At 57.8% G+C, this 17,234-nt stretch carries 18 protein-coding genes and 1 pseudogene; 7 read left to right on the plus strand and 12 right to left on the minus strand.

Going from position 1 to position 17,234, the window contains the following annotated elements; genetic code table 11:
* Window positions 1-10 precede the first annotated feature (10 nt).
* The gene (locus IQ265_RS18255; RefSeq protein ID WP_194056164.1) at window positions 11-1,345 is read right to left on the minus strand and encodes a TrkH family potassium uptake protein; all 1,335 of its coding nucleotides are present in this window, start codon (window positions 1,343-1,345) and stop codon (window positions 11-13) included.
* Between the two features lie 140 nt (window positions 1,346-1,485).
* Here IQ265_RS18255 and IQ265_RS18260 point away from each other — a divergent pair, with 140 nt between their 5' ends.
* A complete protein-coding gene (locus tag IQ265_RS18260) occupies window positions 1,486-2,346 on the plus strand; it encodes a methyltransferase domain-containing protein (RefSeq protein WP_194056166.1) in 861 nt (286 codons plus the stop codon).
* A 210-nt stretch (window positions 2,347-2,556) separates the two neighbouring features.
* Here IQ265_RS18260 and IQ265_RS18265 read toward each other — a convergent pair whose 3' ends face one another.
* On the minus strand, window positions 2,557-3,864 hold the full coding sequence (locus IQ265_RS18265; RefSeq protein ID WP_194056168.1) for a DUF3747 domain-containing protein: 1,308 nt from the start codon (window positions 3,862-3,864) through the stop codon (window positions 2,557-2,559).
* A gap of 452 nt (window positions 3,865-4,316) precedes the next feature.
* Window positions 4,317-6,377, minus strand: coding sequence for a hypothetical protein (locus IQ265_RS18270; protein WP_194056170.1), 2,061 nt, complete (start codon window positions 6,375-6,377; stop codon window positions 4,317-4,319).
* Window positions 6,378-6,548: 171 nt separating this feature from the next.
* Between IQ265_RS18270 and IQ265_RS28840 the strand changes: the two are divergent.
* A pseudogene (locus IQ265_RS28840) lies at window positions 6,549-6,689 on the plus strand (CsbD family protein); the annotation flags it as partial.
* 28 nt (window positions 6,690-6,717) lie between these two features.
* On the opposite strand, the gene IQ265_RS18275 reads toward IQ265_RS28840, so the two are convergent.
* Together IQ265_RS18275 and IQ265_RS18280 are read right to left on the minus strand one after the other, a co-directional pair.
* The gene (locus tag IQ265_RS18275; protein ID WP_194056171.1) at window positions 6,718-7,074 is read right to left on the minus strand and encodes a Spx/MgsR family RNA polymerase-binding regulatory protein; all 357 of its coding nucleotides are present in this window, start codon (window positions 7,072-7,074) and stop codon (window positions 6,718-6,720) included.
* Between the two features lie 123 nt (window positions 7,075-7,197).
* Window positions 7,198-7,425 carry a Calvin cycle protein CP12 gene (locus IQ265_RS18280; RefSeq protein ID WP_194056173.1) on the minus strand — a complete coding sequence of 76 codons (228 nt, stop codon included), beginning with the start codon at window positions 7,423-7,425 and terminating at the stop codon, window positions 7,198-7,200.
* 395 nt (window positions 7,426-7,820) lie between these two features.
* On the opposite strand from IQ265_RS18280, the gene IQ265_RS18285 reads away from it, so the two are divergent.
* Window positions 7,821-9,086 (plus strand): FIST N-terminal domain-containing protein, encoded by a 1,266-nt coding sequence (locus IQ265_RS18285; protein WP_278002772.1) that lies wholly within the window; start codon window positions 7,821-7,823, stop codon window positions 9,084-9,086.
* Window positions 9,087-9,302: 216 nt separating this feature from the next.
* Here IQ265_RS18285 and IQ265_RS18290 read toward each other — a convergent pair whose 3' ends face one another.
* From IQ265_RS18290 to IQ265_RS18300, 3 genes are read right to left on the minus strand one after another with little or no spacing between them, the layout of a single operon-like run.
* The gene (locus IQ265_RS18290) at window positions 9,303-10,220 is read right to left on the minus strand and encodes a hypothetical protein (RefSeq protein ID WP_194056175.1); all 918 of its coding nucleotides are present in this window, start codon (window positions 10,218-10,220) and stop codon (window positions 9,303-9,305) included.
* Between the two features lie 37 nt (window positions 10,221-10,257).
* Entirely contained in the window at window positions 10,258-10,983 is a 726-nt protein-coding gene (locus IQ265_RS18295) for a M15 family metallopeptidase (RefSeq protein WP_194056177.1), read from the minus strand.
* A 17-nt stretch (window positions 10,984-11,000) separates the two neighbouring features.
* Complete coding sequence (locus IQ265_RS18300; protein ID WP_194056179.1) at window positions 11,001-11,909, minus strand: LysR family transcriptional regulator; 909 nt, start codon at window positions 11,907-11,909, stop codon at window positions 11,001-11,003.
* Between the two features lie 149 nt (window positions 11,910-12,058).
* Here IQ265_RS18300 and IQ265_RS18305 point away from each other — a divergent pair, with 149 nt between their 5' ends.
* The gene (locus tag IQ265_RS18305; protein ID WP_194056181.1) at window positions 12,059-12,370 is read left to right on the plus strand and encodes a PadR family transcriptional regulator; all 312 of its coding nucleotides are present in this window, start codon (window positions 12,059-12,061) and stop codon (window positions 12,368-12,370) included.
* 69 nt (window positions 12,371-12,439) lie between these two features.
* Complete coding sequence (gene chrA, locus IQ265_RS18310) at window positions 12,440-13,717, plus strand: chromate efflux transporter (RefSeq protein WP_194056183.1); 1,278 nt, start codon at window positions 12,440-12,442, stop codon at window positions 13,715-13,717.
* 27 nt (window positions 13,718-13,744) lie between these two features.
* On the opposite strand, the gene IQ265_RS18315 is transcribed toward chrA, so the two are convergent.
* Complete coding sequence (locus IQ265_RS18315) at window positions 13,745-14,197, minus strand: four helix bundle protein (protein WP_194056185.1); 453 nt, start codon at window positions 14,195-14,197, stop codon at window positions 13,745-13,747.
* Window positions 14,198-14,256: 59 nt separating this feature from the next.
* Entirely contained in the window at window positions 14,257-14,955 is a 699-nt protein-coding gene (locus IQ265_RS18320; protein ID WP_194056187.1) for a response regulator transcription factor, read from the minus strand.
* A gap of 96 nt (window positions 14,956-15,051) precedes the next feature.
* Here IQ265_RS18320 and IQ265_RS18325 point away from each other — a divergent pair, with 96 nt between their 5' ends.
* Window positions 15,052-15,456: a DUF6713 family protein gene (locus IQ265_RS18325; RefSeq protein ID WP_194056189.1), complete on the plus strand. Its 405-nt coding sequence runs from the start codon at window positions 15,052-15,054 to the stop codon at window positions 15,454-15,456.
* Between the two features lie 144 nt (window positions 15,457-15,600).
* A complete protein-coding gene (locus IQ265_RS18330) occupies window positions 15,601-16,611 on the plus strand; it encodes a hypothetical protein (protein WP_194056191.1) in 1,011 nt (336 codons plus the stop codon).
* Window positions 16,612-16,617: 6 nt separating this feature from the next.
* Here IQ265_RS18330 and IQ265_RS18335 read toward each other — a convergent pair whose 3' ends face one another.
* Entirely contained in the window at window positions 16,618-16,926 is a 309-nt protein-coding gene (locus tag IQ265_RS18335) for a DUF3181 family protein (protein ID WP_194056193.1), read from the minus strand.
* A 2-nt stretch (window positions 16,927-16,928) separates the two neighbouring features.
* Window positions 16,929-17,213 (minus strand): 2TM domain-containing protein, encoded by a 285-nt coding sequence (locus tag IQ265_RS18340; protein WP_194056195.1) that lies wholly within the window; start codon window positions 17,211-17,213, stop codon window positions 16,929-16,931.
* Between the last annotated feature and the right edge of the window lie 21 nt (window positions 17,214-17,234).

Genomic DNA, 17,234 nt, shown 5'->3' on the forward strand with positions numbered 1-17,234 from the left:
CTGAGGGATTTTAGCCAATCAAAAGTTCTTCTTCAGGGTATTGAATGGCGGAGGGTTTGGAGTCGCCCAATAGAGCAGCCATAAACAATAGCACTCCTACTCGGCCTAGATACATGGTGCAGATAATCACGTATTTGCCGATATCCGACAGATCGGCGGTAATGCCGGTGGAAATTCCGACGGTAGCGAAGGCTGAAACTGATTCAAAAAGAATCTCAATAAAGTTTAGGGTAGGGTTGCTAACGGCAACCAGAGCAGTGGCGACAACAACGACCAAGGCTGACCCTACAACGACCGCGATCGCTTTTAACACTCGACTGGTCGGAATTTGCCGCCTAAAACAGAGCACCTGCTCCTTGCCCTGTAGGGCCATTCGGGTACAGGCAATCAAAATACGAATAGTGGTGGTTTTGATTCCACCGCCCGTGCTGCCGGGGCTGGCCCCAATAAACATGAGGGCAATCATGATAAACAGCGAGGCGTTTCCCATCGCCCCGATGTCAATGCTATTAAACCCAGCGGTACGAGCAATCACAGAGTGAAACCAGGCAATCAGCAGCTTGTGCTGAGGGCTTACGGGCCCCAGCGTGCCTGGATTTTGGTACTCGATGACGAAAAAGGCCAGCGTGCCTACGGCCAGCAGCACCGCTGTGGTACTGGTAACAACTTTGAAGTTAAGGGAAAATAGGCCTCGGCAGCGATTGCCCTGAACCCGGTTGCGTAGCCAGGCGAGAAATTCCATAATTACCTGATAGCCAATGCCGCCCAGGATGACTAGAGCTGTAATAATCGCGTTGACCCAGGGGTTGAGAGCATAGCCGATCAGGTTGTCTTCAAACAAGCTAAAACCGGCATTATTAAAAGCACTGATGCTGTGAAACGCCGATAACCACAGGCCATAAGCTGGCCCATAGTCTCGGCTAAATACTGGGTAAAGGCAGAACAACCCGGTTAGCTCAAAGACAAGGGTCATGGCGATGATAGAGATAATCAGCGACTTGCCTCCGGCCAGGGCGGCGTTATCCATCGACTGTTGAATGGCTAGTCGCTCGCGCAGCCCCAGTCGTCGCCCCAGCAAAAGCACCAAAAAGGTGTTGGCGGTCATGTAGCCTAGCCCCCCTACCTGAATCAGCGTCAGAATAACTGCTTCGCCAAAGGCCGAGAAGTAGGTGCCAGTATCTACCACAATTAACCCGGTGACGCAAACGGCGGAAGTAGCTGTAAACAGCGCTACTAGAGGGTCACCCCACCCCTTATTGGTGGTAGATATAGGTAGAAACAGCACCAGAGTGCCGAGGGTAATCAATACGAGAAAGCCAAAACATATGGTGCGAGGAACCGTCATCTGCATGAGCAAGGCATCCGGGGAGCTAGGGGGGATGAGGCAACCCTATAATTCCACGAGTTGACGCTCTCGACCACTATGCCGCAAGATTTAACCGCTAGCTCCGATCAGGAGCAGTGTTCTTTCAGGCTTGAGTGACCATGGCCAATGCGCTGTACAAAAAGATTCAGACGTTCTATGACGACTCGTCGGGACTGTGGGAGCAGATCTGGGGCGAGCACATGCACCACGGCTACTACGGTGCCAACGGTCGTCAGCGCAAAAATCGCCGCCAGGCCCAGATTGATTTGATTGATGAATGCCTGAGCTGGGCGGGCATTGACCTGGCTGCGGATATTTTGGATTGCGGCTGCGGCATTGGCGGCAGTGCGCTGGAATTAGCCACTCGGTTTGATGCCAGGGTAACGGGGATTACCCTTAGCCCGCTTCAGGCCCGACGAGCGACAGAACGAGCGGCAGCGGCAAACCTGGGCGGGGACACGCCCCCCTGCGCCCGCTTTGAGGTGGCCGATGCGTTGCACACTCCGTTTGCGGACGAAAGCTTTGATTTTGTCTGGTCGATGGAAAGTGGCGAGCACATGCCCGACAAGGTGGCCTTTTTGCAGGAGTGCTACCGGGTACTGAAGCCCGGGGGCAAGCTGCTGCTGGCGACCTGGTGCCATCGCCCCACTAACTCGCTGGCGGGGCCACTGACCTGGCTAGAGCAGCAGCAGCTCAGCTGGATTTATCAGGTCTACGGCCTGCCCTACGTGATTGCTTTACCTGACTATGAGGCGATCGCGCACAGCTGCGGGTTTAGCCACCTGCACAGCGCCGACTGGTCGCTAGCGGTGGCCCCTTTCTGGGATGAGGTGATTGCCTCGGCTTTAACGCCTGAGGGACTGGCGGGGCTAATCAAGGCCGGTCCGGGTACTTTGCAGGGAGCGCTGGCGCTGGGTCCTATGCGCCAGGGGCTGCAGAGCGGTTTGATTCGCTACGGGCTGCTGTTCGCAGTGCGCTAGCGGTGCCGCCAACAAAAAAGGGTGAACCCCCACAGGAGTTCACCCTAGCTTTAACGCGTTATCTCTGCCCTAGGGCGTATCACCAATTGTGGCCAAAAGCCCGGTAGGTCAAGCCTTGCCACGCCCGACCTCAAGAACAGGCTAGGGGCTGTAAACCTTGATTCTGGGCATTTAACAGTTAACTGATGACAGCCCCTAGCAGGTGTTGCCCTACTGAGGTCGAGCGGCGGGGCAGTCGATGGCCCGCACAGCTACTGCCGCCGTGTAATCGCGCAGGGCATTGGCATTGGGCGCAAAGCTGGTGCCGGTTTCATTGAGGGGGGTTGCGATCGCACAGAAGGCCGCCATCTGCCTGATCGTAGCCTCACCCCAGTGACCGCTGATATCAGTAAAGTTAGGCGGGTTGCTGATGTTGGGAATGATGCCCCTGGTGGTCTGGTCGATGCCCGGAACCGGGCTGGTGTTGGTGGTATCGCCCGCGCCCGCGTTCGCCCGGACGAGGGCCAGCTTATAAACCATCGCCATCAGCTCGGCCCGAGAGACATTGTCGGTAGGCCGGAAGTTGCCAGTGCCAGCATCCCCCGTAACAATGCCCAGTTGCTTGGCCTGCTGAATCTTGACCGCACTCCAGCGATTGGCAGCCACATCAGAGAAGGGGGCATTAAAGACCGACTGGGGCAGGTTGGCCAGCACCGAAGTCGGCAGCACGTCTCTGGCAGTTTCCATCATCACAGAGACAGCCTGCTCACGGGTAAGGGGAGCGTTGGGCCTAAAGGTACCGTCCTCAGGGAAACCAGATATCACCCCCAAACTAGCGGCTCGGGTAATGTCGGCCGCATAGCGGTTGCCCCGAATGTCGTTGAAGGCTAGGGCAGGCGGAGTAACAGGCGGGGTGACAGGCGGCGTCACTCCACCAGGTTGCTGACCCTGGATCTGGGCCAAGGTGAGGTCGTTGGTGAAATATACCAGGTGCGAGCTCACGATCTGCCCATTGAAGGTACGCTTGGTCAGCGACCAGCCGGGGTTGAGATCGATTTGGGTAAAGCCAGTGGGGCTGATGCCGTTGGCGCGACCAATGGTAATGCGATCGCGCGAAACAGTGCTAGGAGCAAACTGCAGCAGCAGATCGCCATCTCGCTGGTTGACCTCAAAGCGAACACCTGACAGGTCTTGGCCTGCCAAGCGAATGGCATAGCCGTTGGTGTCGCGCTGTAGGCGACAAACGCCGGTAAAGTCAAAGGTGTTCCACAGGGCATTGACCTGGGTGGGCTCACCGCCGGGGTTAGCAATTGTCCAGCAGGGAGGGTTGGGTTGGAGCTGTTCTACGATATACAGCCGATAGGGCTGAGACGTACTGCCGGGTACGGCCACCACCAGAAAGTTGGCCGCATTGATATCGGTGTTGCCAAAGGTCTGTGCTAGTAGTGTGCCCGTCTCACGAACCATGGGCTGAACTGGGGTGCGGTTTTGGGCAATAGCCTGCCCTGCCCCACCTAGCACCCCAAGAGTGACTGCCATCAACGCAGCCGCTTTAAGCTTCGACATAGGATTCATTGTCACCCGTCCTAGTTTCCTAGATAGTAGATAGCGATTTGTGATGTGGGGATGATTTCTCTACCTTAAGCCCTGGCGATCGAGGGCAACCTCTAACCTCAACCACTTACCAGACTGGCTGATAACGCAGGTTTGCGGCTCAACATTAGGATTATGCGCTTGACTCAGCAAAGCCTCAAAAAACCAAATTAGCCATCGGTCAAACAACCATCGCCCCAAGGCAACGATTGAAACTTTCCAAACCTAGATTCAGACCCGCTCGACCAGGGTCAATGGGTCTAATCGGCTTGAAAAGCCGCCATTTATTGTAGGTTCATCCCTGGTATACAACCCTATTTTTTACGGGTTTTCCTAGGATTCGTTGCAAAACCTCATGGTTTTACCTTGCCCTTAGCGCGTGGGGACTACGCCGCACCCTAGAGCTGAAACTCATCTAGCCCTGGCGAGGTGAGCCCTGGCAGGGTAATGGCGCGACTGATCGAAGTTTTGTAGCTCTCCTGCTGAGTCACCATATCGATAGAAATCGCCTCAAATCGGGCCTCTAGGCAGCCCAAGGGCACCGTCAGCTGCAGATTACCTTCCATCTGCCCCTGCCCGTTAGGCAACAGATTCATCACCTGGCGCGGCTCGTCAGCGAGACTGCGAGTTTGAGGATCAGTAATCCAAACTTTGAGATACAGGCGGTTGGGATGAAACGGCACCCGCAGAGTTACCAGGACGGGTTCGCCAGCGGTCAACTCACCCTCGGGCAATACCAGGGTTGGCATGGGCGGAGTAATCGCTTCAGGAGCGGCTTCGAGATCAGGGTCTTCAAAAGCCGTAGATTGCGCCATGGCGGCAGCGCTGAGAGCAGGGTCTTCATCTGCATAGATCACTACCTCGCCCGCAAAGGGAATGAACTCCGGCGGGGCCTCGGCGGCCTCCTCTACTGCCGCCGCCGCTGCCTCAGCGGTTTCCTGGTGGGAACGGTCTAGGGCTTCCTGCTGTAGGTTAACCGCCAGATCGTTAAGCCTGGCCCAGAAGCGATCCTGCAGCTTCAAATCTTTGAACCCCATAGCCTCGTGGGAGATCAGCTGCGGGGCCGGCCCGCGGGGCTTGCGGTTAGAAGCGGTCGGCTGGCCGCTCAGCGTAGCTTGGGGGTCAGCCGTCTGGGGAGGGGGTGAAATTGGCGGTAGACTCAGCCCTCGGTTTAAGTTTGAACCGGCGGTTGTATCACGGGTCGGAGCACCTGGCTCAGCCGCTGGTCTAGCTTTTGGGGCAGGGTCGGGAACCGCTGTAGACGAAGGTTTGGGCCGTCCTACAGGAGGTAGCGTAGGCTGGTGCGTTGCCGCCTCGTGGGGAGATGGGTAATAGATCTTTGGGGGTAAGGTCGGACCGCCGCGAGGTAGGGTCAGGATGGGCATTTCCCGAGGTGGAGCAGCGCGACTGGCAATATCCCAGGTTTTGAGATCGGGACTGGGGGAGGGCGAGGTGGCAGCAGCCTCCGGAGCATCGGCGGTCTCCGCCGGAAAGACAATGTTTAGGTCAGTGTTGGTCTCCGCCTGATTGGCGATCGCATCAAATAGCGAGGCCACATCTACCGTTACCGTAAATCGCTGCAGAGCTACTACCTCGGCCCCAACCAGCAGCCCCACTTCCCCCAGCAGCAGCCGGGTCGAAAGCTGAGGCGGCACCGCCACAGTCAGCGTAACGGTAGTGGGCAGCGCGGCTACAGCCAGCGGAGCCGGAGCCAGAGCTACCGTAACGGCCGTTTGGGGGTCAGATAGTCGCACTACCAGCGTCAGCCGTGAACGGACGTCGCCGCTGGGGGTTGGGCCGATCACCGTCGCCGTTAGGCCTAGGCTTTCGCCCTCGCTGCCCAGCAGCGCGGTGTGGGGCAGCGTCAGGCCGTAGGGTAAGGCCTGATTGGCTAATCCCGCCGCCAGCTGGGTCTGAAAGGCATCCATAGCTGCCGCCGCCGCTTCCAGATCAATGTCGGGCGCAGATGCCTCGGGAGCGAAGGGATCGGATGGTAGACCGGCAGCGGCGATCGCGCCCAAGCCCTCACTACCGTCGTCAGCGAACCAGTCGCCGTCATCCGCGGAATCTTGGCCCACTACCCGCAGCTGTACCGCGTAGCACCACGCTGGTTGAGCCGCTGCCGACATGGTTTCTTCAGGCTGGCTCGCACTGGCGCACTGAACATCCCAGGTGCCCTCTCGCAAACGGGTAAAGGGCATAACCACCATCAGACCGTTGCTGTTCGTCTCGCCCTGGCGACGCAGGGTGCGCCGCTTGGAGGCTGCCTCCTGAAGGCCCGATCGCTGCTCCTGATCACCGTGCAGCAGCTGACTGATCTGAATCTGCACGGGGGTATTGGTTTGGCTGGTATGGGCCATTACGCGATAGCGGCCCTCCATAATTTCTACCTGGGAAGCATCGAGGGGGAGCCAGCTTTGGTCACCCTCCTTTTGCAGCAGAAATTCCCAATACTCCATAGCTCCAGCCCTGACTTCACGTTCCGTTTCTAACCAAGCCGCCCATGATGCTTCAGGATACTCCAATGCCCCCATTTTGGTGGAGCCCCTTCTCTGCCCTTTCGCGCAAGGAGCCCTCTGACTCAAAGCGCAGGATGTAGGAAAAGTTCGTCGTCTGGAGATCTAAAGACTATGCCCGTAGAAGAGCGCACCAAGGCGACGACCCAAAATATCGAAGGCAAGGTTCAAGGGGCGAGCGGCAAACTAACTGGCGATCGCGAAGCCCAGCTCAGAGGCAAGGCCATGCAGGCCGAGGCCGAGGTGCGCCACTCTTCTACCACCTCGTACTTACCTCATTTGCCTACTCCCCTAGCGTCTCCATTAGCATCGCCTCAGAGGCCCGAAAGCCCACCAGTACCGCCCTACCATCCTTTACAAACAGGGGGCGCTTCAGCAGCATGGCATCCTGACTAAAGGCCTTAACCCATTCAGGGTCGCCCCAGGTTTGCTTCTCGTCGCCCAGAGCGCGGTATGACAGCCCAGAGGTGTTGCGCATAGCTTTGCTGCCCAAAGCGTCAACCCAGGCGGTTACCAGCTCTGCGCTGGGGGGACAGTCTTTGGTGTTGACAAACTCGTAGGCAATGGCGTGGCTGTCGAGCCATTGCAGCGCCTTTTTACAGGTACCACAGTTGGGAATGCCGTAAACCAGTAGCGCCATAGCAGCCTCAATTTAGAATCGGTGGTTCAAGGATTTGAAAGTAGGCAAAAATGTCAGAAACGCCCCGGTGGCCGGGACGTTTCTTTACGATGTTTTAAGCTCTTCGAGAAAAGTCTCGATCGCCTAGGTGTCGTAAACCCGGCACTCGTCAGCTTCAGGATTGTTGTCGCAGTAGGTCTCCAGGGAGGTTCTGTCCGTTCCCTTCTCGCGCTGGTGAGAGGCTTCAGCCTGCAGCTCTTCTACGGCATCCCAAGCAGCGGCACACTCCTGAGAGTTGCTGCCGGAGACGTCGCAGGCGTTTCGGGCATCTTCAATTTCTTTCTCAATGCGCTCTTTGATGTTCTCGCTCATTTGCTTCCTTTACCGTTATGTAAACAACTACCGTGGGGAACTGCCGCCTGACAACTCAAGGGGATGCATCCGCTGGGGGTCAATGGACTATCCCGGCTTCAGGCTCAGTATACTTCACTGGTTTAGGTGGCCTAGCGATGGAAACTCTACCCCACGGCGGGAGGGTTACTCCCTTGACAGGAAAAACCGCTGACCTGGCGCTGTCTACCGATGGCTCCCAGAGGTGAGCCCAGTGGGCAGGCTCAGCAAGGGAACCCAGTAGAAGTACCTACTTCCATATTACACATCCCTACCCTGGCAGGGGTGTCTGCTGAACATTGTTCGCTAGGCTGGATCTACCGAGATCATGGGCATTCCGATCTAGACTGGAACCACAAGAGGAGGGGACGTACCCGATGACCGATATTCCCCAACCGGGCTACCCGCCCATGGAGTGGGCTAACGCTGTGTCCACCTGCCCTTCCCTAGAAGGGGCCGTTAAGGAGGTAGTCGAGCAGCTCAAGGGACGCTTAACGACGGCCCCTGACCTGGGGTTGGTGTTTATTTCATCCTCATTTACCAGTGAGTTTGCCCGGCTGTTGCCCCTGCTGCAAAGCCTGCTGCCGATACCGGCCCTGGTGGGGTGCAGCGGCGGCGGCATTGTTGGCACCAGTGCCCAGGGCCAGCCTCAAGAACTCGAAGATACCCCTGCCCTCAGCCTGACGGTGGCCAAGCTGCCGGGGGTATCGGTGCAGAGTTTTCATGTGTCGAGCGATGACCTGCCCGACTTAGACAGCCCGCCCACGGCCTGGTCGGAGCTGATTGGGGTAGATCCAGCGCAGAACCCCCAGTTTATTTTGATGGCTGACCCCTTTTCATCGGGCGTGAATGACCTGCTGCAGGGGCTAGATTTTGCCTACCCAAGCGGGGTAAAAATTGGTGGCTTGGCCGGTATAGACGGGTTTAGTCGCCACAGCGGGCTATTTTGCGATCGCACCCTGCACAGCGAAGGTGTGGTGGGGGTCGCCCTCTCAGGGCCTTTGGTGCTAGATACCATTGTGGCTCAGGGGTGCCGCCCCATCGGCCCGGTCTATCGGGTAGACAAAGCCGAGCGCAACATTTTGCTGACCCTGGGCACGGCCGATGGCGACGACCCTCGCCCGCCCTTAGAGCTACTGCAAGCGCTATTTGACACCCTGCCGGAAAGCGATCGCCAGCTGGCCCAGAGTTCCCTCTTTATTGGCATTGCCCAGGACAGTTTTAAGCTCACCCTCGACCAGGGCGATTTTTTGATTCGCACCCTGCTGGGGGTTGACCCCAAAATGGGCGCGATCGCGGTGGGCGATCGGCTGCGGCCTGGCCAGCGAGTGCAGTTCCACCTGCGCGATGCCCATACCTCTGCGATCGATCTAGAAAACCTGCTGCAGCGCTACCAGCGCCAGGCCCCTGCCTCCACTACAACCGCCGGAGCGTTCATGTTTGCCTGCGCCGGGCGAGGCGAGGGCCTCTACGACCAGGCCAACTTTGACTCCAGCCTATTTGCTCAATACCTGCCGGGGCTGCCTTTGGGAGGTTTTTTCTGCGGCGGCGAAATCGGCCCCGTAGGGCAGACAACGTTTCTACACGGGTTTACGTCGGTCTTTGGCATTTGCCGCCAGCCGTCAGCGGAGACGGAGGGGTAAGGAGGTGAGGAAGATAGGGAATAAGGAGATGGAGGGATCTAGACAGGGAGCAGTTTTCTGCAGGGTTAGGGATGAATACAAAAATTCTCCTCCGGGAACGCTGCGCGTAGGCGAAGCCAGCACGAAAGACTTACAAAATTGAGAATTCAAAGTTTTGCACTTTGATTTGCACTCCCCTTTCCTCATTTCTTCACCTTCCCCATTTCCCCACCGTCCTCACCGCCCCCCAACCCCTAACTCCGGCGATGGCGTTACCCCCCGTACCGTCAGCGTGTAGGTCACAGCGCTGGTACCAATTCCTTGCCAGCCGGTCACAAAGCCACCTTCATCAAGCACGGGTCGGTGCTGGGGAGTGGTTACAGCAGCGTAGAAAACTCCTGTGGTGGGCAGAGGCCCAGTCTCTATCCGGGGTTGCAGCACTGAGGTGGTGCGGGCTTCACCCAGCAGTCGGCCCTCGGCGTCGAATAGGAAGAGTAGGGCACTGTCGTCGGTGTAGAGTATCCCTGGCCGCTGCTGAATAACGTCTAGGTCCAAACTGGGAGTATCGCCTTCGGCACCGAGAAAGGCGTATACGTCGACGTAACGGCTGACGGCTCCTGTGGATACGCCGTTGCCGCTACGGGTGTTGATACGCCGGGCCTCGGCTAGAGGGTCAAGCGGGGTGTCGGCGCTAACCCCTAGCCCAGCCTCCCAGAAGGCTTCCAGTTGTCGAATCGTTTGGTCTGGAATCAGGGTAGAGCTACGGAGGCCCACCTGGGATGCTGCGGCCCGCTCTAGCTGCAACGGCCGCCCGCTGTAGCCTGGCAGGCCAAAGCCCTCCAGCACCGGCTGACAGGCGTCGATATTGGTCACGACAGCCTGGTTTTGGCGCAGAAACTGCATTTGACGGCGTAGGATCACCAGCTCGGCCTGGGTCTTAACCGGCAGGCCAGGCACCTTTTCTAGGTCACCAGCCCGGGCGATCGCGCTATCCCAATCGTTCAAGCACACCGCCAGCTGTAGCGACGATTGCAGAATAGCTATGGATTGGGACTGAGCTGGAACTGCCGCCACCAGGGCCAGCCCCAGGGCAGCGGGCAACACGTTCCAAAACCGACTGATTGCCGACAGGCGTATCCATGACCAAACTTCCATCGCCGTTGCCTCCTCAAAGTGACCATACCCGGTGGTATCACTGTACCCACAAGTCTACCGAGGCTCGCCCATAGTGGGCCAAAAAGTCTTCGCAGCCGATTTCTTGCCGCCGTTGCCAAGCCCACAGCTGATCTCCCAATGAGAAATGCCACCACTCGTTGGGGTGACGGCGAAACCCGGCCGCTACCATCACCTGGTTCAGCAGGGTGCGATGGATGTGGAACTGCTGCTGACTGGGCAGAGTACTGGCAGCAAAGTGGTCGGGGTGCGATCGCGGCGATACCTCGTCTATGGGCGATCCCATATCTACCACGGCGCCGGTTTCGGTCATTAACGTGACATCTAACGCCGCTCCGGTGCTGTGGGGTGGGGGTGTCGCCGGGTCGTCGCTGGGCACCGCCCAAAACTGAATCACCTCCGCCATAACGGCTTCGCGCTGGGCCGTCGTCAGGCCCTCGGCTACCCATCCACGGGCCTGCACCTGCTCTAAAAACGTGCGCTCCACCATAAACTGCTGCACCGCCAGGGGGCGAAAGGCGTCAAACACCTGAATTTTCCAGCCTGGCTGTCGCTGTTGCAGCACCTCCTGAGCCTCGAGAAGGGCCGCTAACACGCCTGCTCGCAGGTAGTAGGGCGACTGGTGGCCGTAGGGTGCCCCCAACACCTGGTAGGGGTGGGGTTGTATTAGGGCGATGCGATCGCCCGCAATCGGCACCAGCGGTTCGCCACAGTCGCAGATAGGAATGGCCTGGTAGGGTTTCATAGCGCTCCTTTCCCCGCTCAAAACCGTTCCAAAACAAAGTCGAGAAATACCGCTGCTCCTGGAGATAAGCACTTCCCTTTCAGGTACACCAGGTGCCATTGTTTCCGCAGCGAAAATTCTGCTATGGGCAGAATAGCCAAGTCAGTTTCAAGGTCTAGGCGAGACAGTTCTGAGGCCGGCAGCACCGCAATACCTAGCCCAGCCCGAATGCTGGCCTTGATGGCTTCGCTACTGCTCAACTCCAGTCGCCTGCGCACCTTAATTGACTGAGCCGCAAAAAAATCCTCCAGCAGTTGGCGACTGGCCGACCCCGGTTCACTCAAAATCCACGACTCCTGGGCTAGCTGCTGGGGAGTTACCACCGTTTGCCTGGCTAGAGGATGCTGCTGGTGCGCCACAACATGCAGCGGTACCTCCAGGCAGGGCAATACTTCAACCCCGTTCAGCGCTGGCGGCAGGCTAAACAAATAAATATCGTCCTCATTATTTTGCAGCCGCTCTAGCAGCTGATGATGGCTTCCGACATGCATTGAAAGCTCTAGCCCTGGGTAGCTGTCCATAAACGGTTTAAGCTGCTGCACCAGGGCAGTTTTGCCAGTTTCGACCGTGGCAACTTTTACCAGCCCCTGCTCTAACTCCTGAAAAGCCACCAGCGCCTGATCTAGAGTCGAGAGCTGGGTCAAAACTCGGCGGCAGGTCGCCAGCAGGGCATCGCCCGCCCTGGTTAAATAAAGCTTTTTGCTGACCATCTCAAACAGGGGTAGGCCAATAGTCTTGGATAACTGCTTTACCTGAATCGAGACTGTAGGCTGGGTTAGGTACAGCTCTTCGGCTGCCTTCGTATAGCTGCCGTGGCGAGCAACCGCCTCAAAAACCTCCATTTGATGGAGGGTAATTCCCTTTGTGCTGGGCGATTGCTGATTCATAGCAGGCAATACACAGTAGAAATACCTACCGAGTTTAGCAACATAGAAGTTGTTAAAGCAAGCCGATATCGATTTTGGTTTGCGTCCTGGGTGCTGGCGGCAAATAATAACCCTAGCCACGCCAACCCCTGCACACGCACCGGCACGTTATGGATGGACGCGAGTTTTACTCCAGCCTGATTCGGCTGCACATTCTTCACCACGCAGCGCAGGAGCCGATTTTTGGTCTCGGCATCATTGAGGAACTGGGCCGCCACGGCTATAAGCTCAGCGCAGGAACCCTGTACCCCATGCTCCACGATATGGAACGTAAGGGTTATCTCACCTCGGTAGAGGAGACAGAGGGTCGCCAAACTCGGCGCTTCTACGCAGCCACCGAGCTAGGCAAATTGCGGTTAGACGATGCCAAACAAAAAGTTCAAGAGCTATTTGGCGAACTTTTTGAAGCATCAGATTCGTAGAATGTATTGCCCGATATAGGATTTCGTTATCGAATTCCGATACGTTGGCTTTGGCATTATTGTGCGCCCATGAACCACCAGTCGCCCGATCTAGACCCTTTAGCCGTGGAACCATCGCCAGAGGATCTACCAACCCGGTTGAAAGAGCTAGCCCTGCTATTCCTGAAGCTAGGCGCGATCGGCTTTGGCGGCCCCCAGTCCCACATCGCCATGATTCACGACGAGGCGGTAGTGCGGCGCGGCTGGCTGAAAGAGGAGCAGTTTCTCGAAGGGGTAGCGATCTGCGAAATGCTGCCCGGCCCGGCTTCAACCCAAACCGGCATTTACACTGGCTACGTGCGGGCGGGGCAGTTGGGGGCGCTGGTCGCTGGTCTATGTTTCATTACCCCGGCCTTTTTTATCGTGTTGGGCCTCTCTTGGGCCTACTTTCGGTTTCAGGGCGTACCCCAAATTGAGGATCTCTTTCTGGGCATTTCTCCGGTGGTAATCGCCGTTATTTTTGGTTTTTGCTGGAAGTTGAGCAAAAAGGCGATCAAAGACTGGCAGGGGGTGGCTATTGCGATCGCAGTTCTCGTCCTCTCCCTGGCGTTTCGCGTCAACATACTGCTCCTATTTTTGCTGGCGGGTCTAGCCGGGCTAGTGCTGTATCGGCCCGCTACCCCACCGCCCGCCGGACCATCTGCCCGCACCAGCGCCTGGCTCGCGCCCCTGTGGCCCATCACCCAGGGTTTTTCTCATCTGTTGGCTAGCGCAACGGCTGAACCCCTGGCTGCATCTGGGTTTTGGGGTCTAGATCGTATTCAAGACTATTTTGTGCCCCTGACCACCTTTTTTCTCAAGACAGGGGCGTTTATCTTTGGCGGTGGCCTGGTGATTATTCCCCTACTCGAAACGGCGGTCGTGAATGATTTTCAGTGGATGACCCGCGACCAGTTCATTGACGGCGTGGCCCTGGGCGAACTTACCCCCGGCCCGGTGGTGATTACCGCCGCCTTTGTGGGCTATAAGGTAGCTGGGGCCATGGGGGCACTGGTGGCCACGATCGCAATTTTTACCCCATCGTTTTTGTTCATCATGTTTGCCTCGCCCTTTTTGCTGCGGCTGCGGCAAAACCCCTGGGCCAAGAGCTTTCTCAAGGGGGTGCTGCCGGCAGCGTTGGGTGCGATCGCCGCCGCCGCCATTCCCCTCGCCGCCGCTGCGCTGATTCAGCCCACCCTGCCCCGCACCGTCGTTGCTATTGCTGTGGGTCTTGCTGCTCTGATCGCTCTAATGCGATTCCGCCGCCCCACCTGGCAGTTGGTGCCCGCTGGGGCGATCGCGGGGCTGCTGGCAGGAGCCATTGTTTGAATGGTGTTGCTGAACTGAAGCATGAATTTAGGTAGGGGCAAACGGCCGTTTGCCCCTACAAGAGGCTTTGCAGTTTTGATTCATACCTGCATCCAGCAACGCCGTTTGAATTTTGAATTTTGGATTGGTTTTGCGGCTTCGTAGGGTTTTGATGGAGGCAACGGTCATAGCCAGGATGGCATTGGTCTCATGCATAGGGCTTTTGACTTGGGTTTCAGGAATGCCACCCGCTTCTACCGGAAGCTCCAGCCAGTAATGACACTCATCCGCCTCTTCCTCTACAATGCCAAGCCTAGCGATCAAATCTGCAACCGACTTGGCTCTACAGGCCGCTCGGTAATTCGCACCGACCGACGTCCCGCACCGAATAAGCTGTCTGCCAATTACATCCGTCGATCGCTTTCGCGGCAACGCCTCCACTAGTCGAATAACCCGCAAAGCCAGCACCTTTGTCCGCTGCTTAAAAGCCTGTTCATCCAACCCTCGAACCCAAATGCACCTGCCCTCAGCGTGCCTACCCACCAAAATCCAAAATTCGCCTAGGTTGTCACCATGCCGTGCTCCAGGGCAAACCGCACCAGCTCGGTGCGGCTGTTGGTGCCGGTTTTGCTGAACAGGCGGCTGACGTACTTCTCGACGTTGCGCACGCTGGTATCGAGGCGGCTGGCAATTTCCTTGTTCATCAGCCCTTCTGCAACCAAGTCGAGCACGCTTTGCTCACGGGGAGTGAGGTCAATGCGAATGTCTGAAGTCACCTTGGCAATGCCGCCCTTCTGGCTCAGCATCGCTTTAATTTCTTCGATCTGGCGGGCCATGACGGCGATGTCGGGCACGTCGCCCGAGTCGGGGGTTTGGGCGGCGCGGCGACCAATCAGGTTGGTGACCACAGCCACCAGCTCCTCGGGGTCAAAGGGCTTTGAAAGGTAGGCGTCGCAGCCCGAGTTGTAGCCTTGAATGCGATCGGTGGTCATGCCCCGCGCCGTTAAAAACAGCACCGGCAGCCCCTTAAAGCGCACATCGTCGCGCACCTGGGCCAAAAAGGCGTAACCGTCGACCTGGGGCATCATAATGTCGGAGATCAGCACGTCGGGGGTTTCCTGCTGCAGCAAATCCCAGCCTTCCTTGGCGTTGCTGGCGGCGCGCACCGCAAAGCCGCTGTCTTCTAGGTAGGCCTGCACCGCCTCCCGTAGACCGGGCTCGTCGTCTACCAATAGAATGTTTCCGGCTTGATCAGACATAACATTGTCCCAGATGACCTATTCATGCTCACTTTAACTCGTAATTGAGAGGCCGGAAGCGGTTCAGCCCCAGAAGGTAGCCAGAAGGTACACGGAATGCAAAACCTGCTGTTTTATTTGGGCTTTGCCACCCTCATGGCCCACGAACTCGACGCCATGACCCAGGCCGAGTGGCGACTGCTGTTTGTGCTGCGCCGTCTGCCCGAGGCTACTGCTGAGACGGCCTTTGTGCTGGTGCACATTCCTCTGGTGGCGGGGCTGCTGTGGCTGACCAACAGCGAGGCGCTGGGGGTGCGACGCTGGTCAAGGCTGGCGATCGCGGCCTTTCTCGTCATCCATGCGGCACTGCACAAACGACTCGACCATCACCCCCTCTACAGCTTCGACTCAGCTCTTTCTGTGGGCCTAATTTACGGCGGTGGCTTGCTTGGATTGCTCTATTTGGGGGTTGTTTTCGCAAGCAGGCTCAGGCAACCTGTTCCAGCTCAAGATGAGGTCTAGCCACCTGCCCTATTCAAGGTCAAATTCGAGTCCTCATCCCCAACCTGTCCTCGTTGCAAACTTAAATTTTCGATCGACTACCATTGAAGTACAGACCCCTCCGAGCCAAAGACGGCTTGGGCTAGCGATCGCAGGAGCGTTGACATGGACGGGCCATTTCCCCAGGGCATGCTGAAGAGCGAGTTGCTCAACCGTCTGGCTATTAACCTAGACACCGCCGAAGAGTTTGGCTCGATTGCCGAGCTTTGGGTCAATGGCCGCACTCACCAGGTTCAGGGCATTGGCTGCAGCGCCGGGGGGTTGCTCCACCGCCAGAGTCGGCGGTTTCTGTGGTCCCAAATTGGCTCGATTGGGCGCGATGGGGTAGTGGTGAAGGCGGGGGCACAGATCGCGGCCATTGATGAGCACCTGCAAGACTGCCTGCCCTTGGGCGTAATTGAGCTATGGTCAGACCACGGCGATCGCACTGGCCAACTCACCGACTACCGCTTTGACCCAGCCACCGGCAACATTCTGCAATACCTGTTCATTCCTGAGGAGGGCTGCGGCCTGGCTCCTGGCCTCTATGCCCTCGACCCAATAGCCGTAATTAGCACGGGCCGCCGCCGCATGATGGCGGAAGATGCCGCGCTGCGTTCAGCACGCCTAATTCAGGCTGGCATACCGCAGCCCCCAGAACCCACAACGCCGCGATCGCCCTTTGAGCGCATTCCCCTGGATCGCATTCCTCTCGATCGGGTGCCCGACCCTCGCCAGAGCTGGGATGCCGCCGTTAAAACTACCCGCCAGGCCCAGCAGCAGGTTAACGATCGCCTTCAAGACCAGCGCCAGAAGCTGGGGGCCGAAGCCCAGGATCGCCGCCAAAAGCTCCAGGCTGAGGCCCAGGACAAGCTGGGCGGTCTGTTGGGCAACGTCAAAAAGCGCACTCGCCACCTGCGTAAACAGCTACGTGAGGCTGTTACCGACGCCACCGCTGGGCTGCCCTCGGGGCCAAACCTGCGCGACGACAACGTACCAACCATCGACGTCAATGCAATGGAACTCTGGCCGGAGGACGATCTCGCACCAAAGCGCCCCCCCTATCGCCCCCCCAATTATCCCCAGAGTCGTCCAGACCGTGACGACCGCACCGACGGTCGTCCTCCTCGTCGCTAGGGCTGGCTACAGGTCGCGCTGGTAGTCGGCGATCGCCTCCAGCAAATCGGCCTTGCTAGCTGTTGGGATCAGGTCGGCCATCGGCACCGTTTTTTGACCGCCGCCGATCGCAACCGGGGTGCTGGTTAAGATATCAGCCACAGCAGATTCTGTGACCTGATCGCCTACCACCAGGGGGTAAAGCTTTTCGGCCAGGGAGGTGTGCAGTTTGGCATCGCCCAGGTACAGGTGCCACTTGGCGATGTCGAGGTAAACTTTGTCGCCAATGGCTGCGGCTAAGGCTTCAATGGCTCGGGCTGTAGACGCGTTAGACATCACTAAGACTCTCCATCGAGATCAGGGTTAGCCGTGGGAGACAGCGGCACGGGGGAATAATCTGCGATCGCGAAGATGTAAACACCGTGGCCCACCAGCACGGGCAGCCAGGTCAGCGTTACTTTAGCGACCCAGGGCACCCAGGCCGGATTCAGGGTATGAAAAAACCACAGCCCAGAGTTGACGGCAATAAAAGCGGCCACATGCACCGCAAAGTTAATGCGATCGTCTAAGCGGCGATAGGCAGGGTCTTCTCGGGTCGGTTTACGGGGCCAACGGGGCGGCATAGGCCAACTATTGCATTCAAA

It is taken from the genome of Nodosilinea sp. LEGE 06152 (assembly GCF_015207525.1).
Classification (GTDB): domain Bacteria; phylum Cyanobacteriota; class Cyanobacteriia; order Phormidesmidales; family Phormidesmidaceae; genus Nodosilinea.